This is a genomic window from Cupriavidus sp. GW822-FHT03E04, assembly GCF_058801495.1.
Genome location: NZ_JBXANI010000022.1, coordinates 52217 through 77026, shown reverse-complemented (window position 1 = coordinate 77026; position 24810 = coordinate 52217). Strand labels below are relative to the sequence as shown.

Genomic DNA, 24810 nt, shown 5'->3' with positions numbered 1-24810 from the left:
ATGACGAACTGAGCAGCCGCCAGGTCCTCACTGCATCGTCTTCAGATCCCCGATGCGGATCAGCATCTCGGTGAACATCTGCATGTCCAGGTCCAGGTCGGTGACTTCCTTGTACTCCTTGGCGTTGTGCGCGGTGTACTTCTTGCCGGGCATGGCGGGGCCGAAGTTGATGGCATTCGGCATCAGCTTGGCGGTGGTGCTGCCGGCAGTGGGCACGGGCTTGGCTTCCAGCCCCGTGGTGTCGCCGAAGATGTTGAGCAGCGTGGACAGCCACGCGCCTTTAGGGTCGCGTGCCATCCAGTCGCCCTGGTCGTGGCTGATGGTCACCGTTGCGTGGTTGGCGCCAGCCCAGGCGTTGATCTTGTCGGCCACGGCCTTGGACAGGGCTTGCGGCGTGTTGCCGCGCGGCATGCGCACGTTGGTGGTGACTTCCAGCTGGCCATTTTTTTCCTGGACGAGGTTGGGCGACAGGGTGAGCGGGCCCATGAAGTCGTCTTTGTAGGCCACGCCCATCTTTTCGCCGAGGTAGCCCGTGCCGTACAGGTCGTCGAGGTACTTCGCTGCACGGGCGTAGTGGTTGTCGGCCAGCGCGATGCCGGATTCCCGCAGGAACAGCGCCAGGCGCGGCAGGGGATTCACGCCTTCCTCAGGCCGGGAGCCGTGGGCGGAACTGCCGGTGACCTTGACCTCCAGGCTGTCGGCGCGCTGGGTGATATCGATGGCGAACTTGCCCTGCGGCGCGTACTTCTCGATAAAGGCGGCGCGTGCTGCTTCAAGCCGGGCGCGGGTCGCGTTCAGGTCGCCGCCCTTGAGTTGCGCGCTCGCGGTTTGCGGCACGGCGTTGGCGGCGGCCGCGCCGCTCATGCCGACGATGGCGGTAGCGTTGCCGTCGGTGGCCTGCACGGGGAAGAACACCTTCAGGCTGCCCGAGCCTTTCTCGGCCACCACGGCCGGGTATTTGCTGTCGAGCACGATGTTGTACTCGGGCAGCTTCGTGTGCTGCCGGTAATATTTCATGCCGTCGCCGCCCGTTTCCTCGGTGGTCTCGATCATCAGCCGGATGGTGCGGTTGAGCTTCAGCCCGCTTTCCTTCACGGTTTTCATTGCATACAGCACGGTGGCAATCGAGCCCTTGTCGTCGATGGTGCCGCGGCCGTACAGATAATCACCCACGCGCGTGACCTTGAACGGATCGAGTTTGGTGCCGTCGTCCAGCCCCCATTCGTCCGCCACGGCAGGGACGACGTCGGCGTGGGTAAGCAAGCCGAATTCTTCCTTGCCCGTGCCCGGCAGCGTGACTTCGAACACGCGGTTGTCGACATTGCGGAAGGTGAGGCCGAAGTCCTTGGCCATGCCTTCCACCAGGTTGCCGAAGGCGATGATGGCGGGGTTCTCATGCTGCGGGATCTTGTCGTCGCGCACGGTGCGCAAGGCCACCATGCGCTCGATGGCGCCGATCACCGCCTGGTGGTTGTGAATCCGGTTATAGAGGCCCAGCAGGCGCCCGATATTGGTCAGGTCGTCGCCGTGCAGCGGGGCGTGCTTTTGATAGGCGGTGACACTGCCTGCCAGCGAGGGATCGGCCTTGGCTGCCGCACTCAGGAATGCGTTGAAATCGGCTGGCGGGCTGGCCTGCGCGGCGGCGGCTAGTGCGTCGAGGCCGGGTTTCTTCAGCGTGTCCGCGAGCGCGGGCTGCCCCACGGCCAGCGTGAGCAGGGCAAGCGATGCGAGCAAGGTCGAGCGTTTCATGGGCAGGGCTCCCAAAAAACGAAGGATGTTCGCATGAGTTGGCCAACTGGTGCAAATCCCGCCGGGCGGCCGGCAGCCGCGGCGCGCTATTTCCTGCCGACCATGTACTTCACGCCCTGTGGCCCGTAGCGCTCCGAGTGCGCTTCGTTGGCGCGCAAGTGGAATTCATCCCCGGCCCGGAAGGCTTGTTCCTCGCCTTCGGTGGCCAGGTAGAGCATGCCTTCGAGAATCAGCGCCCTGGCTTCGAAGGGATGCGCATGGACGTCAAGAGATCCGTTAGCCTCACGGGTGACGGTGACGACTTCCTGGAACCCCTCGCGAGCGAGGAGACCGGCAAAGGCTTCAGGATCCATGGCTGCTCCCTGTCCGTGCGCTTGGTTCGGTCTTTGAATATAGGCGTAATCCGTAGGCCCGGCGCATGGCCCTGGCGGCTACATGGCCTGGGGCACGAAATCGGATCGGTGTTGCCGCGCGTCCCTTGGGTCAGGGTGGTGATGCCGTTGGGCAGGATATCCGCCGCTTGGCAGTCCACCAGATGCATTGCCGGCCAACAGCGCATTCAGGCTCTCCGGCAATCTGCCCGGACCGCATGCCGCCGCGGGAGGGTGGTCGAAGTCGCTCGGCGCCAGGCTGGCGCCGAGCAGCTTGCCGAACGCGTTGAGCTGCACGTCGGAGGTCAGCCCCGCGCTGCCTGCGAGTGCAGGGCAGACGATCCATGTGGTGCCATCCCTCTTGTAGATGTGCAGGATTCTTACCTGGTCTGCCGGCTGCAATTGCCGCTCTTCACATGCGACCTGCTCGAGCCCAAATGCGCGTACGAAGTCGTCGGCCTGGCGATAGCCGATGCAGACGACCACCTTGGGCCGCCAGTGCGCGCAGAGCGTGCGCAGGAAGCGGAATCGCCCGCCATGCCGGCACAGGTCCAGGTAGCGATCCTTGGGCACGAGTTCGGACTGGCCGCGGAACACTTTGGACCAGGGTGTCAGGCCATCGAGCATGACGGGCAGCGGAAACAGGTTCAGCTTGAATTGCGCGCCGTCGGGTGCGTAGAGCTCGTCCCGGTAGTACGCCTTCCAGTCATTGTCATCCAGCCGGATACCGAGCGCTTGCGCGCGCGCTGCGGCCATGATGCGGGCAATGCGCTGGTGGTTCAGCCATTTGCCCATGTCTTCCCGATGCTTCGCGCGAAACTCCGCATCCCATGCCGGTGGCTCCGTGCGCGGCCGCAATGGCCCCGCCAGGCGCTCGTACCAGGGATGCGGGCTTCTGTCGCAGATCCAGAGACTGGCCCTGGGGTTTCCGCCTTCCATCCCTACGTACGAGGCAAAGTAGTTGTCTAGTTCCTGACGCGTGAATACCCCTGTGTGCTGCACTTTTGCCCCCCTACCTTTTGGTGGGACCCCGTTTTCACCGATTCCACAACGTGCCGCCCGGCGCTTGCAGCGCCGCGCGTGCCGCGTGGTTGTTTGATGTGTCCGGCGGGTCGGCTGCACGATGCGGAGGTTCCCCCCTCCCGCGCCGGCTGCGGCCTCGCTCGTTGTATTTGTCTTGCACGGTGCTGGAAACTGAAATAGCCAGTTCATGCCTGTCGGACTGAACCGTTCATATTCTGAGTTACTTCCCGCAGTAAATCGATATGAAATAAATAAAATGCTAAATATTCAATTGTTGCGATGCACTATATCCGAGATTATTTGTGATACACATTGCAATATTTTAATGTCTGACATAAAAACGATGGAATGCCAGGAGTTACGCCGCATCTATTATTTTCATCCCCTCTGATGGGGGGATTGGTTTTGTGAAAACGCCCCTGGATTGACGCGTCCTGGCCCTTCAAATGGAGAGAGGAAGGGGAAAAAGGGGTGTAGGCCGGGGAGATCGCCTACACCCTCAAGGAATGGCAACAACAGGGTCAATCGAGTTGCCGTTGGTAAGTGTGCTGCAGTACAGCAATTTCAGTACCCTGCTGAAAGGGGGTGGATACCGGCCAGCAGAGTAGGGAGCTGGCGCCGGTTGCGATCGAATGCCTGAAGTTCTTTTTCCACCAGGGTTGTCAGTTTTTCAGGGCACGCTTCGCGCTGCGCATTAGCGGTTGCGTTCGATCACCACTTCGAGATATTCGCTGGGCAAAACCAGCGTGCCATCGCCCGAGCGGTTGCGACTCACCATCAGCGCCATCACTTCCTCGGTGAAGGCCGCCTGCTTCCCGGCGTCCAGCGCGCCGAACGCCTTGTGCATCGGGCCATAGCAGGTGCGGAACACTTCGATCCAGTGCGCCGGCGAGCGGTAGCGGAAGGTGAACTCGCGGGTGGCCGTGTGGATCGCCCGGGCGGTCTCGCCGAACATGGTTTCGAGTGCTGCCTTGGTGCCCCATAGCGCGGGCGACTTAACGCCCGGCGAAGGCGGAATGTACTTGCCGATGGTCTTGAACAGTTGGCCGATAAAACTCTCGGGCGTCCAGTTGGCCAGCCCGATCCTGCCGCCGGGCTTGCATACGCGCGCGAGTTCGCTCGCGGCTTGTCCTTGGTCAGGGGTGAACATCACGCCGAAGGTGGACATCGCCACGTCGAACGAGGCATCGGGGAACGGCAGGTTTTCCGCGTCGGCCTCCTGGAAGCAGATCGTGTGGCCTTCCGCTTGCGCGCGTGCCCGCCCCGATTCGAGCAGGGCGGGCACGTAGTCGGAGGAGGTGACATCGCACCAGCGGCGCGCGGCCGCCAAGGCGCCACGCCAGGTGATGCGGTTGTCATACGGCGGCGCAGGCGCCGGCACGCGTCTCGTATGCGGCTTCCTGGCTTGCGACGATACGTTGAGCCCCCCCTTGCTGTCAGCGCTGCCGCGCATCTTCAAGATCGACATGCGCAACGATCCCCGTTCGGCCTGGCTTGATGCCTCGTTGCAGTTCGCAACGGCCGAGGCGGGGCAATGGCGGGCCGGTACCGAGATCGTCCTTGCCAGGTTGTCCGAACTGCTCTTTGTGGAGGCGGTGCGCCGTTGCATCGATGCGCTGCCGGCGGAGTTCGGCATGCCGCCGGCAGGCTGGCGCCGCCGCGGCGCCAAGGGCGTGGCGACTGCGCCGCTGATGGCCGACCCGGCGGGTCCGGGCGATCACGCGCCGCCCGCGCGCGCCAGCTGAGCCGGGTACGTGCTGCTGCGCGAACGGCCGGACCTCGGTAGAATCGCTCACGGCGTCGCACGCAAGGATGCGCAGCCTTGCCCCATGCCGGTGCAGTATCCGGAGCGCCACGTGGCGCAACTGGCATGTCCGCACGGACCCAAGGAAAACAACAACATGAGCGACGAGAGTCTGACCCCCTCACCCGGGACCGAGAGCAAGCCTGTTCTCGACTACCCCTGCGGAGAAGCGCCGGCGCCTGGCAGCGCGATTGAAATCGTACCGGGCGTGCTGTGGATCCGCATGCCGATGCCATTCGCGCTGAGCCATATCAACCTGTGGGCGGTGCGCGACGGCGCAGGCTGGGCGGGGGTTGACGCCGGTTTGCAAACCAGCGAAACCGCCGCCGCCTGGAGCGAGCTTTTCGCGCAGGGTGGGGCGCTGGCGGACGGGCTCACCCGGCTCTTCGTCACGCACATGCATCCCGACCATATCGGCATGGCCGGCTGGCTGACCCGCAAGTTTGCCTGCCGCCTGTGGATGACCCGGCTGGAGTACCTGAACTGCCGCGTGCTCGCGGCGGACACCGGGCGCGAGGCACCGGAAGACGGCGTGCGCTTTTATCGCCGTGCAGGCTGGGGCGACAATGCCATCGAGGCCTACCGCGTGCGCTTTGGCGGCTTCGGCAAGTACGTCCATGCCTTGCCCGACAGCTACCGGCGCTTGCGCGACGGCGAGAACCTGACGATTGGCGAGCACCAGTGGCGGGTCGTGGTTGGCAACGGCCACTCGCCTGAACACGCCTGCCTCTATAGCGAGGCGTTGAAGATCCTGATCAGCGGCGACCAGATCCTGCCGCGCATCTCTTCCAACGTATCGGTCTTCCCGACCGAACCCGATGCCGATCCGATGGGCGACTGGCTGGCCTCGCTTGCCAAGCTGCGCCGGGAAGTCCCGGACGACGTACTGGTGCTGCCGGCACACAACGAGCCCTTCCGTGGCTTGCACGCGCGTATCGACTATCTGGAGCGCAGCCAGCACCACGCGCTGGACCGGCTGCGCGCCGCGCTGGCCGAGCCCAGGCGGGCGGTGGATGTCTTCGGCGAGCTATTCTCCCGCCCCATCGGCGCCGAGCCCGGGCTGCTCGGCATGGCAACCGGCGAGAGCATTGCCCACCTGAACTATCTCGTGCATCGGGAAGAGGCCGTGATGGAGGTGGGCCCGGACGGCATCGCACGCTATCGCAAGGCCTGAGCGCCGGGACGATCGGGCGGGGCGGGGCGGGCAGGGCGGGCGGGGCGATCAGATCCAGACGTCGTTGACCGCCGTCCGCTCGCCCCCTTCGCCGCCGGTATTGAGCACGCCCCGGGGCTCGATCAACAGCAGCTTCACCTCTGTCTCGGCAAAAGGTTTGTGCTCCACGCCCTTGGGCACCACGAACATCTCGCCGGCCGATAGCTGCACGTGCCCGTCGCGAAAATCGATGCGCAGCGCGCCCTCCAGCACGATGAACGCCTCATCGGTCTCGGCATGGTGGTGCCAGAGAAAATCGCCTTCGATCTTGACCAGCTTGAACTGGTAGTCGTTCATCTCGGCGATGACTTTCGGCGTCCAGCGCTCATGGATCAGGCCGAGCTTCTGCGCGAAGTTCAGGCTCTTGTATTCACCGGGCTCTTTGTGTGGGGCGCTTGCCAGATCGTGTTGCATAGCGTGTATCTCCTTGCCTTGTCATGAACGCACACGTTAGCAAGGCCGGCGGGCAAAATCTTGTACGATCGTGCAAGCTCTCAGCCGGCGCCATCAGCGCAGTCTTTGCTGCATCGTCACCCAGCGTGCCGGCGACATGCCATAGGCCTTGCCGAAGTGACGCGTCATGTGGCTCTGATCGGTGAAGCCCGCGGCCAGCGCGGCATCGGCCAGCGACTGGCCCCGCATCAGCAGCGAGCGGACCAGGTCAAGCCGGCGCATGGTCAGGTAGCGGTAAGGGCTGGTGCCGAACAGCAAGCGGAAGTCGCGCGACAGGCTCCAGCGATCGCGCCCGCTGCACGCTTCCAGCTCACTCAAGGTGACCGTGCGGTGTAGCGCGCCGTGAATAAATCCCCGCGCGATCTCTGCGGCCCGGTAGTCATAGCCCTGGTGCCTGGCGCGGGCGCCGGCAGCGGCGCTCAGGGCATGCGCGAGATCGAACAGCGCATCGTCCTCCTCCAGCGGATCGAGCGGGCTCTCCATGCTTTGCAGCAAGACGCCGGTCGCTTCGCACAGCCGCGCATCCGAGGACAGGCCGTTCTTGATAAAGGGCAGCGGCTTGCCGCCCAGCACCTGCTGGATCAACGCTGGCTCGATATACAACATCCGGTACTGGAAGCCAGCCTCGGTGCCGGCCTCGCCGTCATGGACTTCATCGGGATGCAGCACGATGGTCCCGCCAGGCACGCTGTTGCACTCTGCACCACGATATTGAAAGCGCTGCACGCCCGACAGCGTCCGTCCGATGGCATAGGTATCGTGGCGATGCGGATCGTAGCCATGCCCGGAAAAGAACGCCTCGATGCGTTCCATGCGGCCTGCTTGCGGCGCGCGCAGAACCCAGTCCTTTGGGGTGTGGGTGTCTTTCAACGGCATGATCACCAGACCGGCACCTTCGGCAGGTGCCAGTCATGTTGCACGGCAAGCAGCCGCAGCGCAAAGCAGCTGGCGCCGCCGGCCAGCGCGGCGACGGTTGGCGGCAGGCGCAAGGCCCTGGCACTGACCAGTACCGCGGATCCCAGCCAGGCCGCCGTGGCGTAGATGTCGGCGCTCAGCACGGTCGGCACCTGCGCCAGCAGCATGTCGCGCACCACGCCGCCGCCCACGCCGGTGAGCGTGCCCATCAGCGTCGCCACAAGCGGGCGCACGCCGTAGTTCGTCGCCTTTTGCACGCCCGCCACGGCAAACAGCGCCAGGCCCGCCGCATCCAGCGCGATGATCAGCGGGCCGGTAAACCCCTGCGCCGCCGAGTGGAATACGAACGCCGCGGTGCCGGCAAGACAGGCAAGGGCGGGATAGCGCCAGTCCCGGATCGCATTGGGCGGGGCCGCGCCGATCAGCAGGTCGCGGATGATGCCGCCGCCGACCGCGGTGACCAGCGAGACCACCAGCACGCCGAGAAAGTCCAGCCCATGCCGCATGGCGACGATGGCGCCCTCCACGGCAAACACGGTGGTGCCGGCAAGATCGGCTGCCAGCACGACGACTTCGGCTCTTGTTCTCATTGGGCTGATGAATTGGGCTCGGGGCGGGGCAACTGTAGGAGGATACTGGCCTCCGGGCAGTGGCGCCATAGACACCTGCGGTGGTACGCGCCGCGCGTGCAGCGGCGGCGCGTTGCTGTTCATGGCACGGCCAGCGTCGATCGCGGCCAATCGCCTGCCACGCCAGCGCGCAAGCGCAAGCTGGCGAAGGCACACGAGTTGGCCATGCGAGTTGACCATGCGAGTTGACCATGCCCTGCGGCTGGCTCAGGTCCCCAGGTTCAGGCCAAAGTTCACCTTGAACAGGATCAGGATGCCGAAGATGGCGAACAGCGCCGCGGCGACGAAGCGCATCTTGGACAGCGGGATGATGCGGGTCAGGCGTTCACCCAGCAGGACCGCGGGCACGTTGGCCGCCATCATGCCGAGCGTGGTGCCGACCACGACCATGCTCAGGTTGGCATACTGCGCGCCTAGCGCAATGGTGGCGAACTGCGTCTTGTCGCCCATCTCGGCGAGGAAGAAGGCGACGACGGTGGTGGCGAAGGCGCCGGCACGCTTGCCGTTGTTCCCTTCGTCGTCCAGCTTGTCGGGGATCAGCGCCCAGGCGGCAAAGGCCAGGAAGGCGATGCCCAGCACCCAGCGTGTCACATCCGGGCTGACGTGCGATGCAGCCCAGTCGCCCAAGGCGGCGGCAAAGAGGTGGTTGAAGATCGTTGCGACGAAAATGCCCGCAATGATGCTCCATTGCTTGCCGGGAAACCGGGAGGCCAGGAGAAAGGAAAGGAGCTGAGTCTTGTCGCCCATTTCAGCCAGGGCGACCATACCGAACGAAGCAATGAGTGCTTCCATGTGACATCCAAAGGGGGCCGGCAACAAACGAACCAATGACTTCGCTGCCCAGTGCCAGCCCCAGCTGGTGGACAGAAAAGTCAAAGGTCTCGCTGAGCCAATCAGGCTGCCGGCGCCATGGTTTTTTGTACCAAGTATGTTGACGCAGGCTCCTCCAGGGGGACTGGAGGCTAGCTACTCCCCTAAGACGGCGCAAATAATACCATAGGCTTGCGTGCCCGGGCGGTCAGAGTGCCTTGGTCATGAACACCCGGCTGGTGCCCGGCGGCTCGCAGGGGATCTCGCCAAAGATGTGCCATCCATTGCGCTCATAGAAACCTGGCGCCTGAAAGCTGATGGTGTAGAGCACGGCGGAGCGGCAGTTGCGCCGCCGTCCTTCCGCTTCAAACGCAAGCAGTATCTGCGTGCCAAGGCCCGAGCCGCGCAGCGATTCCGGCAGGTAGAACAGATCCAGGAAAAGCAAACCGAGGGACGAGCGGCCAACCGCGCCGCCCAGGACCTGGCCCGTGTCGGGGTGCTTGACGACCACCGCGAGCGGTTGCTTGTCGCTATATCCGGTCTGCAAGGCATTGAAGCGGTCGAGGCCGTCGCCGATCATCGACGCCACCTGCTCGTCAATCACATCGGTCACAACGATTTCGGGATTGTTCATGACGTCTGCGTTCCTGGGGGAAGGGGGAAGGGTGGGAGGTGAGATAAAGGTGGGGCTATCATCTGCCGCTGGCGGAACAGGCGGGCGCGCGGCAGCCGCTAGCACCCTTTGACGCCCGCTGGTGCCGGGAACAATACTATAGGGTTCGCGCCAACTCCAATCCAGCCAGAATGCCACCATCCGCAATGAGCCAACCCGACACCCACGTCCCGCATCTTCCGCATGACCACGCCAGCCTGATCCGCGCCGTTCGGCAAGGCCGGCAGCCTGACTACCTGTTCTTCTGGGGGCACAGCGCGAAGGCCGGGGCCCCGGTGGGCAAGGAGTGCCTGTCGCAGTGGTGGCCCGCATCGTTCAGCGTGGATGGCCAGGCGTATGCCAGCGCAGAGCATTTCATGATGGCAGGCAAGGCCCGGCTGTTCGGGGATGCGCAGGCTTTGTCGCGCATCCTGGCGGCGCCGACACCCGCCGCCGCAAAGCAGGTGGGGCGCGAGGTGCACGGCTTCGATGCGCCGCGTTGGGACGCTGTGTGCCTGGCGCTGGTGACGCAGGGCAATATCGAGAAATTCCGCCAGGACCCGGCGCTGGCCGGCTACCTGCTCGGTACCGGCGAGCGCGTACTGGTGGAGGCCAGCCCGGTGGATCGCGTCTGGGGCATTGGGCTGGCGGCCGATGACCCGCGCGCCGGCAATCCCGAGCAATGGCGCGGCCCCAACCTGCTGGGATTCGCGCTGATGGCGGCGCGCGAAGCACTCAGGAACGCATCAGCGCGCTAACGTGGCGCAGGCCTCGATCAGGCCTTGATCAGTCCTCCGCGACGAAACCGGTAGCCTCCACAATCGGCTTCCAGGCGGCGCGCTCCAGCTGGATGCGATGCCGCGCCTCCTGGCCAGGCTTGGCTGCCACTTCCAGCCCAAGGGCCTCCAGCTTGCCGGCGGTCGCGGCGTTGCCGGAGGCGACGATGAACATCTTCTCGACCTTGGCAACGACATCCGGCTGGGTGCCGGCCGGCAGGAACGCGCCGTACCAGCTGGTGGCGTAGTCATACTGGCTGAAGCCTTGCTCCTTCAAGGTCGGCACATCCGGTAGCGCCTTGGCGCGCCGCGTGCCGCTCACGCCCAGGAACTGCAGCTTGCCGCCCTTGTACAGCGGCATCATGCTGGCCACGGCATCCCAGCCGATCGACACCGTGCCGCTGATCACGTCGACCAGCATCGGGGACGCGCCGCGGTAAGCGGCCGGCGTGATGGCGATGCCGGCGGCCTTGCCCAGCGCTACCGTGCCCAGGTGGCCGGCGCTGCCGATGGTCGCCAGGCCCAGGCTGGCGCTATTGGGATTGCGCCTGGCCCACTCCACGAACTCCTTCATGTTCTTGTACGGCTGCTGCACGCCCGCCGCGATCACGGTTGGCACGTCGGTCAGCACGGCTGCGGGCACCAGGTCCTTGTCCGCGTCGTAACCCAGCTTTTTGTAGGTCAGCGGGAAGATGGTGAACAGCGGCGACGGCCCGATGAAGATGGTCTTGCCATCCGGCTTGGCGCGCTTCACGTAGTCGAGCGCCAGGCGGGCCGATGCGCCGGGTTTGTTCTCCACGATGACGGTGCCATGCCCATCCTGGCGCAGTTGCTCGGCATAGATCCGGGCGAGGCTGTCGGCCGCGCCGCCGGGGGCGTAGCCGACGATGATGTGCATCGCGGCATCCGGGTTGTCCGCCGCGCTGGCTGGCCGGGGCAGGGCGAGGACAGCAACGGCGCAGGCCGACAGCGCCAGGGTGTGGATCACGAGGTTGCGGCGTAAAGCTTGGGTCATGGCGGATGCGGTGGCGAAGTCTATCGGTGATGAAGGGGGAGGCGGTTGCAGCGGATTACGGTTGCGGCCACTGGCCAAGCAGCCCGTGCGACGCCTCGAACAGCGCCGACACACGCAGCAGTTCAGCGTCGCCGCGGAACTGGCCCACCAGCTGCAAGCCGATCGGCAGCCCGTCGCTGCCGAAGCCGCAGGGCAGGCTGATGGCGGGGTGGCCGGTCATGTTGAACGGCATGGTCCACGGGAACCAGTGCGCGCGCACGTTTTCGAAAGCCTCGCCGTCGATGTCGATGGTGCCGAACAGGTCCTGCCCGATGGGCAGCGCCGTGCGCGTCAGCGTAGGCATGGCGAGGAGGTCTGCGCGCTGCAGCAGCGCCTGCACGCGCTGGAACAGCTTCGTGCGGTCGAACATGGCTTGCTGGTACTCCACGCCGCTGACCTGCGCGGCGGAGGCCACCTGGCGCAGGAACGTGGCGCTGAGCTGGTCGCCGTGCTCCTCGGCAATAGCGGCAAAACGCGCGCGCCAGACCGTATGGTTGATGGCGCGCCAGATCGGCTCCACGTCAAAACCTTCCCCGGAAAAGGGTTCCAGCTCCGCGCCAAGGTCGGCCAGCTTGGACAGGCTCGCCTCGAATGCCCGCGCCACCTCCGCCGATGCCGGGCGTCCTGGCGGCGTCAGGCAGTAAAGGATGCGGCGCCCGCGCAGATCGCCTTGCGCTCGCGCCGCGCTGACATAGTCCGGCTTGGGCACGCCGATGGACCAGGGGTCGCAGGCATGCTCGCCGGCCATCGCCTGCAGCATCAGGCCGGTATCCGCGACCGTGCGCGTGGTCGGCGTGACATAGGTCTGGTTGCCGAACAGGTCCTGCGCCTGGCTGTGCGGAATCACGCCGTTGCTCTGCTTGATGCCGACCACGCCGTTGCAAGCGGCCGGAATCCGCGTGGAGCCACCGCCATCGGTTGCGACCGCCAGCGGCGCGATACCGCTAGCCACGGCGACCGCCGCGCCGCCGCTCGATCCGCCGCTGGTGCGCTCGCGGCTCCAGGCATTGCGCGTGCGGCCAAACAGCGGCGAATCGGTCAGGCATTTGGAGCCGAACTCGGGCGTGGTGGTCTTGCCGATCAGGATGGCGCCTTGTTCGCGCAGGCGGGCGATGGCCACCGCATCGTGGTCGGGCACGTTGTCCCGGTACGGCGCCACGCCAAATGTGGTGCGCACGCCCTTTGTATTGACGAGGTCTTTCGCGGTGAAGGGAATGCCGTGCAGCAGCCCAAGTGGCTTGCCCGCCATGACGGCTTGCTCCGCCTCGCGGGCGGCGGCGATGGCTTGGTCGGCGCACAGCGTGATGAAGCAGTTCAGCTCAGGCTGCAGCCGGGCGGCGCGGTCGAGCACGGCCTGCGTGAGCTCGACGGGTGAGATTTCCCTGCGGGCGATGCGGCCTTGAAGCTCGGCGGCGGACAGAAAGCAAAGCGCATCGCTCATCGGTGGGCGTCTCCAGAAAGTGTCTCGGGGGCCTGGATGCCGCGCTTTGCGAGGCTTTGGTTTTTGGATCCAGAATCCACTGTTTGCGGCTATAGTAGACCCGTGGGCAGCCCTTGTAAACTGCGCCACCCAAGCTGAATCACCCCGTGCCCAAACGGCGCCGGGATGCGCAAAATTGCGTGAAATTTCATAAAATTGGGGGCAAATGGCAGAAACATTCGAATGGCAAGGCCGGGTGCGGCTGGTCGAGGAAGTCGCCCAGGTACTGCGCCAGCGCATCTACCGCGGGGTGTATCCGCCGGGCAAGCCACTGCGCCAGGTGGAGATTTCCGAAGACCTGAAGATCAGCCGCACGCCGCTGCGCGAAGCGCTGCGCATCCTGGAGCGCGAGGGCCTGGTCAGCGCCGAGACGGCACGCGGCGTGACCGTGGTCAGCGCGGATTTCCGGCAGCTGATGGATGCCTACGAGTTGCGGGAGGTGATCGACGGCCTGGCGGCCCGGCTGGCGGCATCACGCGCCAGCGAGCTGGCCGGGGCGCCCTTGCGCGCCATCATCGAGGCGCAGCGGGGGAGCCTCGATCCTTGGCGGCCCGAGGTCTATACAGCGGCCAATGTCGAGTTTCACACGGCCATCATCGGGCTGGCAGCGAACGAGTACCTGGCGCGGCAGGTGCCCATTGTGCATATGACATCGCAGGTGTTTGCGCCAAGGGTCCTGTTTGCCCGGGACCGGGCACTGGCAGCCATCGAGGAGCACGAGCAGATCGTGGCGGCGATCGAAGGCGCGGATGCCGATGAGGCGGAACATCTGGCCCGCCTGCATATCCGCAATTCGATGGCGCGGCTCAGGGCGCTGGCGCAGGGGGAAAGCGACGAGGTCGCGGTGGTTGCTGAACCCTAAGTGCTAAGTGCTAAGTGCTGGCGGGGGCCGCAAGGACCACGTTTATGGCTGCTGCGGCTCCGCGGCAACCGGCAATTCCTGGCGCAGCGCCGGATGGTGCCGGTTCACGCTTCTCGCCCCGAGGACCAGCGCCAGCAGAAACGCCAGCAGGTACCCCGCAAACGTAATGGTTGCTTCCATCTCTGACCCCTCTATGCACGTTCGCGCTATTTTTTTGCTAGCCGCGAGTATGCGCAAAAGCACACCTGGCCCGCTACCACTCGACGGAGGGGGGTGTGGCCCGAATCACAACGTGGTTGGCCGCACAGGCAGCCAGGTACATGGGTGTTGAGTTCGCTTGTGTCCTGATGGGTCCTGATGGCACACTTGCAACACTGTTGCAAAAATAGAAGGCCGGGCCGCTCATGGCCCCGCGCCCTCGCCCTCCCAGCCATCCCATGTGGCGACGCCCGTTAGTGCTCCTGCTCTGCGTGTTCCTGCTCTTCGGGCAGGCGGGTGCGGTCGTCCACGCGCTTTCCCATCTCCACGCGTCCCAGCAGAGCAATCCATGCGCGGCACCGGCCGACATTGAACAGTGCGGGCCCGGCCACGACGCCTGCCTGCAATGCCTGGCCTTCGCGGCCGCCGCCGTGGGCATGCCGTCGATGGCTTGCTGGCTGCTGCTCGTCAGCTTCCGCCGCTGGCACTACCCGCTGCTCGCCGAGCGGCACATCGCTCCCATCTTCTCGCCACGGCCCCGCAGCCGTGGCCCCCCTCTGACTGGCGGATTGTTCGCTTAGTGCATGCGCGCGGGCCTGAGGGCCGTGCGCAACATTCCCATTCCGTCAGAGGCACCCCATGTCCCGTTTTCCGCTTCGAGCCATCGCGGCCGGCGCCGCGTCGGCGCTCGCCCTGTCCGCCCACGCGCAGTCATCGCCGGCCGACCCGTCTTCTTCCGCGCCATCCTCGCCATCGGTTCCCGCCCCGGCACCCGCGCCGGCAGCCAGCGCCAAGGCCCTGAATGCCGTCGTGGTCACCGCCAAGCGGCTCGACGAGGCGCGCAACGCCTTGTCGCCCGAGACCGGCAGCTCGGTCTATCGTTTCGACAGCGAGGACATCAACGCGCTGCCCCAGGGAGAAAACACACCGCTGAACCAGGTCCTGCTGCAAGCCCCCGGCGTGGTGCAGGACTCCTTTGGCCAGTTGCACGTGCGCGGCGACCACGCCAACCTGCAATACCGCATCAACGGCGTCATCATTCCCGAGCCGATCAGCGGCTTCGGGCAAATGCTGGATACGCGTTTCGCGGACGAGATCAAGCTGATCACCGGGGCGCTGCCGGCGCAGTACGGTTTTCGCACGGCGGGCATCGTGGACATCCGCACCAAGGGTGCGGCCGCCGACGAGGAGGGGCAGCCCAAGGCTTTCGGCGGCGAGATCGGCACGGTCTTCGGCAGCCACGCCGATCATGAGCTCAACGGCTATGTGCAGGGCGCAAAAGGGCCGTGGAGCTATTTCCTGAGCGGCTCCTTTGTCGAGAACAACCTCGGCATCGAGAACCCCGCCGCCGGGCGCAATGCCATTCACGATCACACCGACCAGGGCAAGGCATTCGGCATGCTGTCCTACCTGATCAATCCGGACAGCCGGGTGAGCTTCATGTTTGGCAGCGCCGACAACCGCTTCCAGATTCCGAACCGGCCGGGCCTGTCGCCATCGTTTACCGTCGACGGCGTGGCCACGCCGCCCTCCGACCAGCTCAACGCCAACCAGCGCGAGAAGACCGATTTCCAGATCCTCTCGTACCAGAACAAGGTATCGTCCGCGCTCGATTTCCAGGTGTCGCTGTTCCATCGCACCAGCCGCGTCGACTACAACCCGGACCCGATCGGCGACCTGGCCTACACCGGCGTTGCCGCCAACATCACGCGCAGCAACGAAGCCTACGGCGTGCAGGCCGACGGCAGCTACGTGCTCAACCCCAGCCACACGCTGCGCACCGGCGTGTTCGTGCAGCGCGAGCATTACGGCGTGGACAACACCTCCAGCGTGCTTCCCGCCGACGCCAACGGCAACCAGACCAGCGGGGTGCCATTCACCATCGTGGACAACACCAGCAATACGGGCACCACGCTGGGCTTTTACCTGCAAGACGAGTGGAAGGCCACCGACAAGCTGACTGTCAACTACGGCGCGCGCTATGACCACGTCAACACGGTTGTCAGCGAGCAGCAGATCAGCCCGCGCCTGGGGCTGACCTACGATCTCACCAACGTCACCCGCCTGCATGCCGGCTACGCGCGTTACTTCACGCCACCGGCGACCGAGAAGATCGACACCACCTCGGTGGCCAGCTTCGCCGGCACCACCAACGCCTTGCCGTCGGACGCCAACACGGCCGTGCGCTCGGAGCGCTCGGATTACTTCGACCTTGGCGTGTCGCACCAGGCCACGCGCAACCTCACGCTGGGCCTGGATGCCTACTACCGCAAGGTGCGCCACCTGCAGGACGAAGGGCAGTTCGGCAACGCGCTGATCTTCTCCTCGTTCAACTACGACCTAGGCAAGATCTACGGGCTGGAGGGCACGGCCAACTACCGGCAGGGGAGCTTTGCCGCTTACGCCAACCTGGGCGTTTCGCGCGCCTTGGCCAAGGGGGTCGAGACCGGGCAGTTCCATTTCGGCGCGGATGAGCTGGCGTATATCGCCAGCAACTGGGTCCACCTCGACCACGACCAGACGGTGGCGGGCTCGTTCGGTACCTCGTACACGTGGCACGGCACGCTGCTGAGCGCGGATGCGCTGTTCGGCAGCGGCTTGCGCAACGGCTTCGCCAACACCAATCACCTGGGCGCCTACTTCCAGGTCAACGTGGGCGCCGGACACGCCTTCGATGCGCCGGTCATCGGCAAATTCAAAGTCCGGCTGACGGTGATCAACCTGTTCGATCGCAACTACCAGTTGCGCGACGGGACCGGCATCGGGGTGGGCGCGCCGCAGTATGCGCCGCGGCGCAGCTTCTACGTGGCGTTGTCAAAGCCCTTCTGAGCGCGGGGGTGGCGCGCGGCGTTGGCCCGCGTCGCCCCCCAGTTAACGTCGATCTAACCGCTCTACACCGCCGAGGCTTTCACCGCCCCATTGGCAAAGAATGCCTGCAGGTTTTCAAACACCAGATCCGCCATCGCATTGCGCGTCTCGTGCGTGGCGCTGGCGATATGCGGCAGCAGCACGACGTTGTCCAGCGCGAACAGCGCCTGCGGTACCTGCGGCTCGTTCTCGAACACATCCAGCCCGGCGCCTGCAATGCGCCCTTGCACCAGCGCCTCCACCAGCGCGGTTTCGTCGACCACGGAGCCGCGCGCGATATTGATCAGGAAGCCTTTCGGGCCTAGCGCGTCGAGTACCTCGGCCGACACCAGGTGCCGGGTCTCGGGGCCGCCCGCGGTGGCGATGACCAGGAAGTCCGCCCACCTGGCCAGCTCGCTCAGGGAGGGCTCATGGCGGTAGGGCGCATCCTGCGCGGGGCGGCGGCTGTGGTAGCGCACTTCCATGTCGAAGCCCGCGCCGCGCCGGGCAATGACGCGTCCGATGCGGCCCATGCCGACGATGCCCATGCGCTTGCCGCTGACGCGGGTGGCGAGCGGGAACTGCGCCTTTGGCCACTCGCCGCGCCGCACGAAACGGTCGGCCGCGCTGAAGCCGCGCGCCACGTCCATCAGCAGGCCGAAGGCCGTATCGGCCACGCAATCGTTGAGCACGTCGGGTGTATAGCCAATGGCGATGCCGCGCGCGCGTGCGGCGTCCAGATCGATCTTGTCGAGGCCCACGCCAAAGCTGGAGATAACCTTCAGCTTTGGCATGGCCGTGATCATCGCGGCGTCGACGCCGATCGCGGCGCGCGTGGTCAGTGCGGCGAACTCGCCGCCGTGGCTGGCGAGGAAGGCGGCGGGATCGGTCTCGGCCCACAGCGGGTGGACGTCGTAGTGCTCGGCGAGGCTGGCTTCAAGCGCGGCGGGCAGGCGTCCGTGCTGGGCAAGGCGTGGTTTCATGAGAAGAGGTCCAAATGGTGAAAATGGTGATGGTGGCCCGGCGGTGCTTGATTCAGTCCGCGCTGAGCTTGTTGTCCTGGATGATCTTGGCGTAGCGCTTGCGATCCGTGGCAATCAGGTCGGCGAACTGCGTGGGCGTGCTGCCCACGGGAATGGCGCCTTGCGCAATCAGTTGCTCCTTCACCGCCGGCATCGCCACCACTTCCTTCACGCCGGCGGCGATCTTGTCGACGATGTCCTTGGGCGTGCCGGCCGGCGCCAGCAGGCCGACCCACGATCCCGACTCGGCGCCGGCGATGCCCGCCTCTGCCAGCGTCGGCACGTCCGGCAGCGCGGGCGAGCGGACCTTGCTGGTCACGGCCAGCGCGCGCAGCTTGCCGGATTTCACATGGCCGGCGGTTTCCAGGATCGAGGCGAACAGCATGTCGACATTGCCTGCCATCAGGTCGGTCATGGCCGCGCCGCCGCCCTTGTAGGGCACATGCAGCAGGTCGGTACCGGTAGCCACCTTGAAGATCTCGGCCGACAGATGCGGCGAGCCGCCGCTGCCCGAGCTGGCATAGGTCAGCTTGCCGGGCTGCGCCTTGGCCAGCGCCACCAGTTCCTTCGGGTTCCTGGCCGGCAGTTTGGGCGTTACCACCAGGGCAAAGGGCAACTCCGCCATCAGGCTGACCGGCACGAAGGCGGCCGGGTCATAGTTGAGTTTCTTGTAAAGCGAGGGATTGATCGATTGCGTGCCGACATTGCCGGCCACCAGCGTGTAGCCATCCGGCTTGGCGCGGGACACGATGTCCAGCCCGACATTGCCGGCCGCGCCGGGGCGGTTGTCCACCAGTACCGGCTGGCCCCAGAGTTGCGAGAGCCGCAGCGCCACCAGGCGGGTGCCCACGTCGGTGCCGCCGCCGGGGGCGAACGGCAGGATGATGGTCACCGGCTTGGTCGGCCAGGCAACGCCGGGCTGGGCCTGCGCGGCGGGCAGCCAGGCGCCGATGGCCAGGGCGATCAGGGCCGCGCGGCGGCCAAGTGTGGGGGTGTAGAGCGAGCGCATGTCTTGTCTCCGAAAGTACGGCTTGCTGGCCGGGCGCCTTGGCGCCGGCACGCATGGGTTGGTGGTTGCCCGGCGGCAACTCACTCGGGCTGGATGCCCGCATCCTTGGCCACCTTGGCCCACTTGCCCATTTCCACTTGCAGGAAGCTGGCGAATTGCGCGGGCGTGCCGCCTGCGGGCTCGATGCCGGCGTTCTGCAGGCGCTCGCGCACGTCGGGCGAAGCCAGCGCCTTGTTGATCTCGGCGTTGAGCTTGTCCACCACCGCCTTGGGGGTGCCGGCCGGGGCCAGCACGCCGCCCCAGGTGCTGGTCTCATAGCCGGGCAGCCCGGCCTGCGCCATGGTCGGCACCTGCGGGGCGGCCGATGAGCGCTTGGCGGTCGTCACCGCCAGCGGGCGCACCTTGCCGCCCTTGACCTGCGGCCCGATGGCGGCAACGGTGTCGAACATCAGCGACACGCGGCCGCTGGTCAGGTCCGGATGCGCCAGCGTGCTGCCCTTGTACGGGATGTGGACCATGTCGATGCCCGTCATGCTCTTGAACAGCTCGCCCGAGAAATGCGGCGCGCCGCCCGAACCGCTGGACGCGAACGACAGCTTGCCCGGGTTGGCCTTGCCGTAGGCGATCAGTTCCTTGACGGATGTCACCGGCAGGGAAGGGGACACCACCAGCATCAGCGGCACCACGTGGGTCAGCGCCACCGGCTCAAAGCTCTTGACGGTGTCGAAGGGCAGCTTCTTCACCATGCTGGGATTGATGGCGTGGCTGCTGGCCACCAGCGCCAGCATGTAGCCGTCCGGCGGGCTCTTGGCCACGAGGTCGGTGCCGATGATGCCGGTGGCGCCGGGGCGGTTGTCCACCACCACGGACTGGCCCCAGGCTTCGGTCATCTTCTGGCCCACCAGCCGCGCTACCAGGTCGATGGCGCCGCCGGGGGAGGCGGGGACGATGATGGTGATGGTCTTGGTGGGGTAGCTGCCTTCGGCGGCATGGGTGGCGGGGGCGGCCAAGGCGAGTGCGGCCGCGATGCCCGCTAGTGCTGCGGCAATGGGCTTGGTGTAGAAGTGCATGTAGTCTCCTGTGCGTTTTTGTTTCGGCTTAATGCTTTCCATCCAACGCGCAGCGAGAGCGCCAACGCATCATTTCGCAACTGCGCGGCTCCCCTCTCCCACTTCGTGGGAGAGGGGAGCAAACCGTGGCAACGCCGGACGAGCCATCAATTGGCCGTCGCCCCCGATTTCTTCACCAGTTCGGCCCAGCGCGGGATCTCCTTGCCCATGAACGCCGCAAGTTCGGCGGGGCTGCTGCCTACCACTTCCATGCCCAGTTGATGCGTCATCCGTTGCTGCACGGCGGGCTGCTTCAGCGCGCGCACCACTTCGGCGTTCAGGCGCTGCACCACGTCCTTCGGCGTGCCGTGCGGCGCGTATAGCGCCTGCCACGACACCATCTCGAAGCCCGGCACACCGGCCTCGGCCATGGTCGGCACGTTGGGCGCCAGCGCGGAGCGCTTGGGCGAGGTCACGGCCAGCGCGCGCAGCTTGCCGGCCTTGATCATGGCGTCGCCCGCGGTCAGCTGGTCAAAGAGAAAGGGAACGAGGCCAGCGGCCACGTCCTGGATCGCCTGCGGGCTGCCCTTGTAAGGCACGTGGGTCATCGGCACCTTGATCATGTCGGCGAACAGCTCACCTGCCAGATGCGTCGAAGTGCCCGCGCCCGACGACGCGAAGCTCAGGCCCGGATGGCTTTTCGCATAGGCAATCAGCTCCTTCACGTTGTGGATCGGCAGCTTGGCGTCGACCATCAGCACATTGGGCACGTAGGCGATCAGGCAGACCGGCTCGAAATCCTTGACCGGGTCGTATGAGAGATTCTTGTACAGGCTCGCGTTGATGGCATGCGTGCTGATGGTGCCGCCAAACAGCGTGTAGCCATCCGGCTTGGCGCGCGCCACGTAGCCCGCGCCCACCGCGCCGGCCGCACCGGGCCGGTTCTCGACCACCACCGGCTGGCCCAGCGCCTTCGAGACTTCCTGCCCGATGGTACGGGCGACGATATCGGTGGAGCCGCCCGCCGCGAACGGCACCACCCAGGTGATCGGGCGCGACGGCCATTTGTCCTCGGCCTGCGCGCCGGTACTGAACAGGAACAGGGCGCTGGCCGCGGCCAGCATGCCGAGGGCGGCAACGCGGCGCAGCGCGCCTCGCTTGTTGTGATGCATCTTGTCTCCATCCGTGGCCGCCTTGCCCCTCGCGTCGGGAGCCGGCTGGCTCATGTGCTTGTTTGTGGCTTGTTTTTGGCTTGTTTTGGCTTGTTCGTAGCTTGCCGAGGCTTGTCCCGTCTGGCAGGCGGCGATGCTCAGCGGCCCTTGGTTTCGCGCCAGGCGGCAAAGTCCAGCCGGCTTTGCTCCTGGGTCGGCGGATACAGGCCGATGATCGAGCGGCCCTTCATCACTTCCTCCGTGACGAAGTCTTCGAACGCGGTCATCTCCACCGCTTCCGCCGCGATTTCCTCGGCCAGGTGGCGCGGCACGATGATCACGCCTTCGGCATCGCCCACCACCACGTCGCCCGGGAACACCGCCACGTCGCCGCAGCCGATGGGGCCGTTGATCTCGATGGCCTGGTGCAGCGTCAGGTTGGTCGGCGCGGAGGGGCGATGGTGATAGGCCGGCATGGCCAGCCGCGCAATCTCCGGCGAATCGCGAAAGCCGCCATCGGTGACGACGCCGGCCGCGCCGCGCTGCATCAGGCGCGTGATCAGGATCGAGCCGGCGGAGGCCGCGCGCGCGTCCTTGCGGCTGTCGATCACCAGCACCGCGCCGGATGGGCATTGCTCAACCGCCTGGCGTTGCGGATGGTTCGGATCCAGGAACACCGAGATCGGGTTCAGGTCTTCGCGCGCCGGGATGTAGCGCAGCGTGAAGGCCTCGCCAACCATGTTGCCGCGCTCGGGATTGAGCGGGTGCACGTCCTGGATGAACTGGTTGCGCAAGCCGCGCTTGAACAGCGCCGTGCACAACGTCGCGGTGCTGACGGTCTTGAACTGCTCGATGGTCTGCTGGCTGAGCTTGCCGGCCTGGGTTGTGGTCGTGGTATCGGTCGTGGTATCGGTCATGATGGGTCCGCTATCAGTAGATGCTGGGTTCGCCCGTGGGCGCGCCAAAATCGGTTTGCAGGAAGTCGAAGTCGCAGCCGTCGTTGGCTTGCCGGATATGCTTGGAGAACATCCAGCCATAGCCACGCCCGAAGCGCGGCGGCGGCGGCGTCCACGCGGCCTTGCGGCGCGCCAGCTCTTCGTCGGACACCTCCAGGTGGATGCTGCGGCGGTCGATGTCGACCGAGATCATGTCACCGGTGCGCACCAGCGCGAACGGGCCGCCGATATACGATTCGGGCGACACGTGCAGGATGCAGGCGCCGTAGCTGGTGCCGCTCATGCGCGCGTCCGACATGCGCAGCATGTCCCGCACGCCTTGCTGGACCAGCTTCTTGGGGATGGGCAGCATGCCCCATTCCGGCATGCCCGGGCCGCCTTGCGGGCCGGCGTTGCGCAGGATCAGGATGTGGTCGGCGGTGACGTCCAGATCGTCGCGCTCCACCGCCTCCTTCATTGACGGGTAGTCGTCGAACACCAGCGCCGGGCCGGTGTGCTTGAAGAACCGTTTCTCGCAGGCGCTGGGCTTGATCACGCAGCCGTCCGGCGCGATATTGCCCTTGAGCACGGCCAGCGCGCCCTCCTGGTACAGCGCGTTTTCCTTGGTGCGGATCACGTCGTCGTTATAGACCTCGGCACCCGCGATGTTCTCGCCCAGCGTGCGGCCGGTGACGGTCAGCGCATCCAGGTGCAGCTTGTCGCTGATGCGGTTCATCAGCGCGGGCAGGCCGCCAGCGTAGAAGAAATCCTCCATCAGGTATTTGTCGCCGCTGGGGCGGATATTGGCGATCACCGGCACGTGGCGGCTGGTCTTGTCGAAATCCTCCAGCCCGATGTCATGCCCGGCGCGGCGCGCCATGGCGATCACGTGGATGATGGCGTTGGTGGAGCAGCCCATCGCCATGGCCACGGCGATGGCGTTTTCAAACGAGGCACGCGTCTGGATCCGTTGCGGGGTCAGGTCTTCCCACACCATGTCCACGATGCGCCGTCCGGCCTCGGAGCACATGCGGATATGGTTGGCATCGGCAGCGGGGATCGACGAGGCGCCCGGCAGCGTCATGCCGATGGCCTCGGCAATCGCCGTCATGGTGCTGGCCGTGCCCATCGTCATGCAGGTGCCGTGGCTGCGGGCGATGCCGCCCTCGATGCCGATCCACTCGGTCTTGCTGATATTGCCGGCGCGGCGCTCGTCCCAGAACTTCCAGGCGTCGGAGCCGGAACCCAGCACATTGCCCTTCCAGTTGCCGCGCAGCATCGGGCCGGCCGGCACGTAGATGGCCGGCACGCCCGCGCTCGACGCGCCCATCAGCAAGCCCGGCGTGGTCTTGTCGCAGCCGCCCATCAGCACCGCGCCGTCGATGGGGTGGGAGCGGATCAGTTCCTCCGCCTCCATCGCCAGCATGTTCCGGTACAGCATGGTGGTTGGCTTGACCGCGCTTTCCGACAGCGAGATGGCGGGGAGCTCGATCGGGAAGCCGCCGGCCTGCAGGATGCCGCGCTTGACGTCGTCGACACGCTGCTTGAAGTGGGAGTGGCAAGGATTGATGTCGGACCACGTGTTGATGATCGCGATGATCGGGCGGTCCAGCCATTCGTCGGGCGAGTAGCCCATCTGCATGATGCGCGAGCGGTGCCCGGAGGAGCGCAGGTCGTCGGGGGCAAACCAGCGCGCGCTGCGCAGGGTCTCGGGCGTCTTCTTGCGTGACGTCATGTTGTCTCTTCCACGGATGTTGTCATTGGGCCGGACCTCTGGTGCCAGAACTTGGCGGCAGAGATACGACATCTGATATCGTCGGATGGATTAAAGCACTAATATATTAGTGTGTCAAACCGTAAAGCTTTCCATTAAACTGCTGCCATGAGACGCAATGCAGCGTCTTTGTGCGTGATAAGCCACGCCCGTGCAGTGAAACCAGAACGCCCGATGGAAGCCACTGAAGCCACCTTGTCCGCCCCGCAGATTCAATTCCAGTTCGACCGCACCCGGCATGCCGCGCCGCAGGTGTTCGAGCATATGCGGGACATGATCATCTCCATGACGCTGCCGCCCGGCACGGTGCTGTCGCGCACGGATCTCGCCGCGCAGTACGGCATCAGCCAGACGCCGGTGCGCGATGCCCTGATGCGCCTTGCCGAGGAAGGGCTGGTCGATATCTTCCCGCAGCACGCCACCGTGGTCAGCCCCATCAGCATCGCGCTGGCCCAGCAGGCGCATTTCCTGCGGCGCTCCGTGGAATTGGAAATCGTGCGCACGCTGGCCGAGCAACCCGACCCCGCGCTGGTGGAGCGGCTGCGCCTGAGCGTGGCGCGGCAGCAGGCCATGCTGGCCGCCCAGGACTTCGCGGAGTTCTCCCTGTTCGACCAGGCCTTCCACCGCCAGATGTACGAAGCCGCCCGCGTGCCGGACCTGTGGATGCTGGTGCGCCGCCAGAGCGGCCACCTGGACCGCCTGCGCCGCCTGCACCTGCCGATCGCCGGCAAGGCCAACGCGGTTGTGGCGGATCACACTGCCATCGTCGATGCGATCGCCAGCGGCGACCCCGACGCCGCCCAGGCCAGCCTGCGCCGGCACCTTTCCGGCACGCTCGCCAATCTCGAAGAGATCCGCGCTCGCTACGGAAACTTCCTGCAGTAGCGGCAAGCAGCAAGCAGCAGCCGGTACGACGTAATAAGCACATTATCGCGGCCTTGCGCGATACCCCGGCAAAGGGTGGCGATCGACGCCCGTGGCTTCGATGCGGCATCCCTGCCATGAATGTGCCACAAAATCTTCAAGTTGCTGAA

25 protein-coding genes and 1 riboswitch are annotated in these 24810 nt (G+C 65.7%); of the genes, 6 read left to right on the top strand and 19 right to left on the bottom strand.

The window, feature by feature from the left end; all coding sequences use genetic code 11:
* Window positions 1–27 precede the first annotated feature (27 nt).
* From AC1RQC_RS28630 to AC1RQC_RS28615, 4 genes are all read right to left on the bottom strand, one after another.
* Entirely contained in the window at window positions 28–1749 is a 1722-nt protein-coding gene (locus tag AC1RQC_RS28630; RefSeq protein ID WP_492885318.1) for a dipeptidase, read from the bottom strand.
* An 86-nt stretch (window positions 1750–1835) separates the two neighbouring features.
* Window positions 1836–2102, bottom strand: a complete 267-nt coding sequence (locus AC1RQC_RS28625) for a cupin domain-containing protein (protein WP_492813349.1) — start codon at window positions 2100–2102, stop codon at window positions 1836–1838.
* A gap of 78 nt (window positions 2103–2180) precedes the next feature.
* Window positions 2181–2915, bottom strand: a complete 735-nt coding sequence (locus AC1RQC_RS28620; RefSeq protein WP_492376580.1) for an XpsR family transcriptional regulator — start codon at window positions 2913–2915, stop codon at window positions 2181–2183.
* A 922-nt stretch (window positions 2916–3837) separates the two neighbouring features.
* Window positions 3838–4605 (bottom strand): class I SAM-dependent methyltransferase, encoded by a 768-nt coding sequence (locus AC1RQC_RS28615; protein WP_492885375.1) that lies wholly within the window; start codon window positions 4603–4605, stop codon window positions 3838–3840.
* On the opposite strand from AC1RQC_RS28615, the gene AC1RQC_RS28610 reads away from it, so the two are divergent.
* The gene (locus tag AC1RQC_RS28610; protein WP_492885316.1) at window positions 4490–4888 is read left to right on the top strand and encodes a cupin domain-containing protein; all 399 of its coding nucleotides are present in this window, start codon (window positions 4490–4492) and stop codon (window positions 4886–4888) included. The genes AC1RQC_RS28615 and AC1RQC_RS28610 overlap by 116 nt on opposite strands.
* A 156-nt stretch (window positions 4889–5044) precedes the next feature.
* Complete coding sequence (locus AC1RQC_RS28605; protein WP_492376577.1) at window positions 5045–6121, top strand: MBL fold metallo-hydrolase; 1077 nt, start codon at window positions 5045–5047, stop codon at window positions 6119–6121.
* A gap of 48 nt (window positions 6122–6169) precedes the next feature.
* Here the strand turns inward: AC1RQC_RS28605 and AC1RQC_RS28600 are convergent, their stop codons facing one another.
* The 5 genes from AC1RQC_RS28600 to AC1RQC_RS28580 all read right to left on the bottom strand — a co-directional run bounded on the left by AC1RQC_RS28600 (window position 6170) and on the right by AC1RQC_RS28580 (window position 9601).
* Complete coding sequence (locus AC1RQC_RS28600; protein WP_492813341.1) at window positions 6170–6574, bottom strand: cupin domain-containing protein; 405 nt, start codon at window positions 6572–6574, stop codon at window positions 6170–6172.
* 93 nt (window positions 6575–6667) lie between these two features.
* Complete coding sequence (locus AC1RQC_RS28595) at window positions 6668–7489, bottom strand: AraC family transcriptional regulator (protein ID WP_492885314.1); 822 nt, start codon at window positions 7487–7489, stop codon at window positions 6668–6670.
* Between the two features lie 2 nt (window positions 7490–7491).
* Complete coding sequence (locus AC1RQC_RS28590) at window positions 7492–8118, bottom strand: trimeric intracellular cation channel family protein (protein WP_492885312.1); 627 nt, start codon at window positions 8116–8118, stop codon at window positions 7492–7494.
* A 246-nt stretch (window positions 8119–8364) separates the two neighbouring features.
* The gene (locus AC1RQC_RS28585; protein ID WP_174426415.1) at window positions 8365–8949 is read right to left on the bottom strand and encodes a TMEM165/GDT1 family protein; all 585 of its coding nucleotides are present in this window, start codon (window positions 8947–8949) and stop codon (window positions 8365–8367) included.
* Between the two features lie 9 nt (window positions 8950–8958).
* Window positions 8959–9144, bottom strand: a riboswitch (yybP-ykoY riboswitch).
* A 31-nt stretch (window positions 9145–9175) separates the two neighbouring features.
* Entirely contained in the window at window positions 9176–9601 is a 426-nt protein-coding gene (locus AC1RQC_RS28580) for a GNAT family N-acetyltransferase (RefSeq protein WP_492885310.1), read from the bottom strand.
* Window positions 9602–9786: 185 nt separating this feature from the next.
* On the opposite strand from AC1RQC_RS28580, the gene ybiA reads away from it, so the two are divergent.
* Window positions 9787–10377, top strand: coding sequence for a riboflavin biosynthesis intermediates N-glycosidase (gene ybiA / locus AC1RQC_RS28575; protein ID WP_492885308.1), 591 nt, complete (start codon window positions 9787–9789; stop codon window positions 10375–10377).
* A gap of 28 nt (window positions 10378–10405) precedes the next feature.
* On the opposite strand, the gene AC1RQC_RS28570 is transcribed toward ybiA, so the two are convergent.
* Together AC1RQC_RS28570 and AC1RQC_RS28565 are read right to left on the bottom strand one after the other, a co-directional pair.
* Window positions 10406–11410 carry a Bug family tripartite tricarboxylate transporter substrate binding protein gene (locus AC1RQC_RS28570; RefSeq protein ID WP_492375795.1) on the bottom strand — a complete coding sequence of 335 codons (1005 nt, stop codon included), beginning with the start codon at window positions 11408–11410 and terminating at the stop codon, window positions 10406–10408.
* 55 nt (window positions 11411–11465) lie between these two features.
* On the bottom strand, window positions 11466–12890 hold the full coding sequence (locus tag AC1RQC_RS28565) for an amidase (protein ID WP_492813334.1): 1425 nt from the start codon (window positions 12888–12890) through the stop codon (window positions 11466–11468).
* Between the two features lie 205 nt (window positions 12891–13095).
* Between AC1RQC_RS28565 and AC1RQC_RS28560 the strand changes: the two genes are divergently transcribed.
* Window positions 13096–13791: a GntR family transcriptional regulator gene (locus tag AC1RQC_RS28560; RefSeq protein ID WP_492885306.1), complete on the top strand. Its 696-nt coding sequence runs from the start codon at window positions 13096–13098 to the stop codon at window positions 13789–13791.
* Between the two features lie 42 nt (window positions 13792–13833).
* Here AC1RQC_RS28560 and AC1RQC_RS28555 read toward each other — a convergent pair whose 3' ends face one another.
* A complete protein-coding gene (locus tag AC1RQC_RS28555; protein WP_174426420.1) occupies window positions 13834–13971 on the bottom strand; it encodes a hypothetical protein in 138 nt (45 codons plus the stop codon).
* Between the two features lie 272 nt (window positions 13972–14243).
* Complete coding sequence (locus tag AC1RQC_RS28550; protein WP_492375798.1) at window positions 14244–14477, bottom strand: hypothetical protein; 234 nt, start codon at window positions 14475–14477, stop codon at window positions 14244–14246.
* A gap of 151 nt (window positions 14478–14628) precedes the next feature.
* On the opposite strand from AC1RQC_RS28550, the gene AC1RQC_RS28545 reads away from it, so the two are divergent.
* Complete coding sequence (locus tag AC1RQC_RS28545) at window positions 14629–16818, top strand: TonB-dependent receptor (RefSeq protein ID WP_492885304.1); 2190 nt, start codon at window positions 14629–14631, stop codon at window positions 16816–16818.
* 62 nt (window positions 16819–16880) lie between these two features.
* Here AC1RQC_RS28545 and AC1RQC_RS28540 read toward each other — a convergent pair whose 3' ends face one another.
* The 6 genes from AC1RQC_RS28540 to araD form a co-directional block, all read right to left on the bottom strand.
* The gene (locus AC1RQC_RS28540) at window positions 16881–17819 is read right to left on the bottom strand and encodes a 2-hydroxyacid dehydrogenase (protein WP_492885302.1); all 939 of its coding nucleotides are present in this window, start codon (window positions 17817–17819) and stop codon (window positions 16881–16883) included.
* Window positions 17820–17871: 52 nt separating this feature from the next.
* Window positions 17872–18867 carry a Bug family tripartite tricarboxylate transporter substrate binding protein gene (locus tag AC1RQC_RS28535; protein WP_492813326.1) on the bottom strand — a complete coding sequence of 332 codons (996 nt, stop codon included), beginning with the start codon at window positions 18865–18867 and terminating at the stop codon, window positions 17872–17874.
* An 80-nt stretch (window positions 18868–18947) separates the two neighbouring features.
* Window positions 18948–19937, bottom strand: coding sequence for a tripartite tricarboxylate transporter substrate binding protein (locus AC1RQC_RS28530; protein ID WP_492375802.1), 990 nt, complete (start codon window positions 19935–19937; stop codon window positions 18948–18950).
* A 146-nt stretch (window positions 19938–20083) separates the two neighbouring features.
* On the bottom strand, window positions 20084–21088 hold the full coding sequence (locus AC1RQC_RS28525) for a Bug family tripartite tricarboxylate transporter substrate binding protein (protein ID WP_492885300.1): 1005 nt from the start codon (window positions 21086–21088) through the stop codon (window positions 20084–20086).
* A 137-nt stretch (window positions 21089–21225) separates the two neighbouring features.
* Window positions 21226–21984: a ribonuclease activity regulator RraA gene (locus AC1RQC_RS28520; protein WP_492375804.1), complete on the bottom strand. Its 759-nt coding sequence runs from the start codon at window positions 21982–21984 to the stop codon at window positions 21226–21228.
* Between the two features lie 13 nt (window positions 21985–21997).
* A complete protein-coding gene (araD, locus tag AC1RQC_RS28515) occupies window positions 21998–23737 on the bottom strand; it encodes an L-arabinonate dehydratase (protein WP_492375805.1) in 1740 nt (579 codons plus the stop codon).
* 213 nt (window positions 23738–23950) lie between these two features.
* On the opposite strand from araD, the gene AC1RQC_RS28510 reads away from it, so the two are divergent.
* Window positions 23951–24661, top strand: a complete 711-nt coding sequence (locus tag AC1RQC_RS28510; RefSeq protein WP_492885298.1) for a GntR family transcriptional regulator — start codon at window positions 23951–23953, stop codon at window positions 24659–24661.
* Window positions 24662–24810: the final 149 nt, after the last annotated feature.

What these genes read in the sequence shown, in the direction of transcription:
- AC1RQC_RS28630 (WP_492885318.1), bottom strand. Translation starts at nt 1,749, where the DNA reads ATGAAACGCTCGACCTTGCTCGCATCGCTTGCCCTGCTCACGCTGGCC.
- AC1RQC_RS28625 (WP_492813349.1), bottom strand. Translation starts at nt 2,102, where the DNA reads ATGGATCCTGAAGCCTTTGCCGGTCTCCTCGCTCGCGAGGGGTTCCAG.
- AC1RQC_RS28620 (WP_492376580.1), bottom strand. Translation starts at nt 2,915, where the DNA reads ATGGGCAAATGGCTGAACCACCAGCGCATTGCCCGCATCATGGCCGCA.
- AC1RQC_RS28610 (WP_492885316.1), top strand. Translation starts at nt 4,490, where the DNA reads ATGCGGTTGTCATACGGCGGCGCAGGCGCCGGCACGCGTCTCGTATGC.
- AC1RQC_RS28605 (WP_492376577.1), top strand. Translation starts at nt 5,045, where the DNA reads ATGAGCGACGAGAGTCTGACCCCCTCACCCGGGACCGAGAGCAAGCCT.
- AC1RQC_RS28600 (WP_492813341.1), bottom strand. Translation starts at nt 6,574, where the DNA reads ATGCAACACGATCTGGCAAGCGCCCCACACAAAGAGCCCGGTGAATAC.
- AC1RQC_RS28595 (WP_492885314.1), bottom strand. Translation starts at nt 7,489, where the DNA reads ATGCCGTTGAAAGACACCCACACCCCAAAGGACTGGGTTCTGCGCGCG.
- AC1RQC_RS28590 (WP_492885312.1), bottom strand. Translation starts at nt 8,118, where the DNA reads ATGAGAACAAGAGCCGAAGTCGTCGTGCTGGCAGCCGATCTTGCCGGC.
- AC1RQC_RS28585 (WP_174426415.1), bottom strand. Translation starts at nt 8,949, where the DNA reads ATGGAAGCACTCATTGCTTCGTTCGGTATGGTCGCCCTGGCTGAAATG.
- AC1RQC_RS28580 (WP_492885310.1), bottom strand. Translation starts at nt 9,601, where the DNA reads ATGAACAATCCCGAAATCGTTGTGACCGATGTGATTGACGAGCAGGTG.
- ybiA (WP_492885308.1), top strand. Translation starts at nt 9,787, where the DNA reads ATGAGCCAACCCGACACCCACGTCCCGCATCTTCCGCATGACCACGCC.
- AC1RQC_RS28570 (WP_492375795.1), bottom strand. Translation starts at nt 11,410, where the DNA reads ATGACCCAAGCTTTACGCCGCAACCTCGTGATCCACACCCTGGCGCTG.
- AC1RQC_RS28565 (WP_492813334.1), bottom strand. Translation starts at nt 12,890, where the DNA reads ATGAGCGATGCGCTTTGCTTTCTGTCCGCCGCCGAGCTTCAAGGCCGC.
- AC1RQC_RS28560 (WP_492885306.1), top strand. Translation starts at nt 13,096, where the DNA reads ATGGCAGAAACATTCGAATGGCAAGGCCGGGTGCGGCTGGTCGAGGAA.
- AC1RQC_RS28555 (WP_174426420.1), bottom strand. Translation starts at nt 13,971, where the DNA reads ATGGAAGCAACCATTACGTTTGCGGGGTACCTGCTGGCGTTTCTGCTG.
- AC1RQC_RS28545 (WP_492885304.1), top strand. Translation starts at nt 14,629, where the DNA reads ATGTCCCGTTTTCCGCTTCGAGCCATCGCGGCCGGCGCCGCGTCGGCG.
- AC1RQC_RS28540 (WP_492885302.1), bottom strand. Translation starts at nt 17,819, where the DNA reads ATGAAACCACGCCTTGCCCAGCACGGACGCCTGCCCGCCGCGCTTGAA.
- AC1RQC_RS28535 (WP_492813326.1), bottom strand. Translation starts at nt 18,867, where the DNA reads ATGCGCTCGCTCTACACCCCCACACTTGGCCGCCGCGCGGCCCTGATC.
- AC1RQC_RS28530 (WP_492375802.1), bottom strand. Translation starts at nt 19,937, where the DNA reads ATGCACTTCTACACCAAGCCCATTGCCGCAGCACTAGCGGGCATCGCG.
- AC1RQC_RS28525 (WP_492885300.1), bottom strand. Translation starts at nt 21,088, where the DNA reads ATGCATCACAACAAGCGAGGCGCGCTGCGCCGCGTTGCCGCCCTCGGC.
- AC1RQC_RS28520 (WP_492375804.1), bottom strand. Translation starts at nt 21,984, where the DNA reads ATGACCGATACCACGACCGATACCACGACCACAACCCAGGCCGGCAAG.
- araD (WP_492375805.1), bottom strand. Translation starts at nt 23,737, where the DNA reads ATGACGTCACGCAAGAAGACGCCCGAGACCCTGCGCAGCGCGCGCTGG.
- AC1RQC_RS28510 (WP_492885298.1), top strand. Translation starts at nt 23,951, where the DNA reads ATGGAAGCCACTGAAGCCACCTTGTCCGCCCCGCAGATTCAATTCCAG.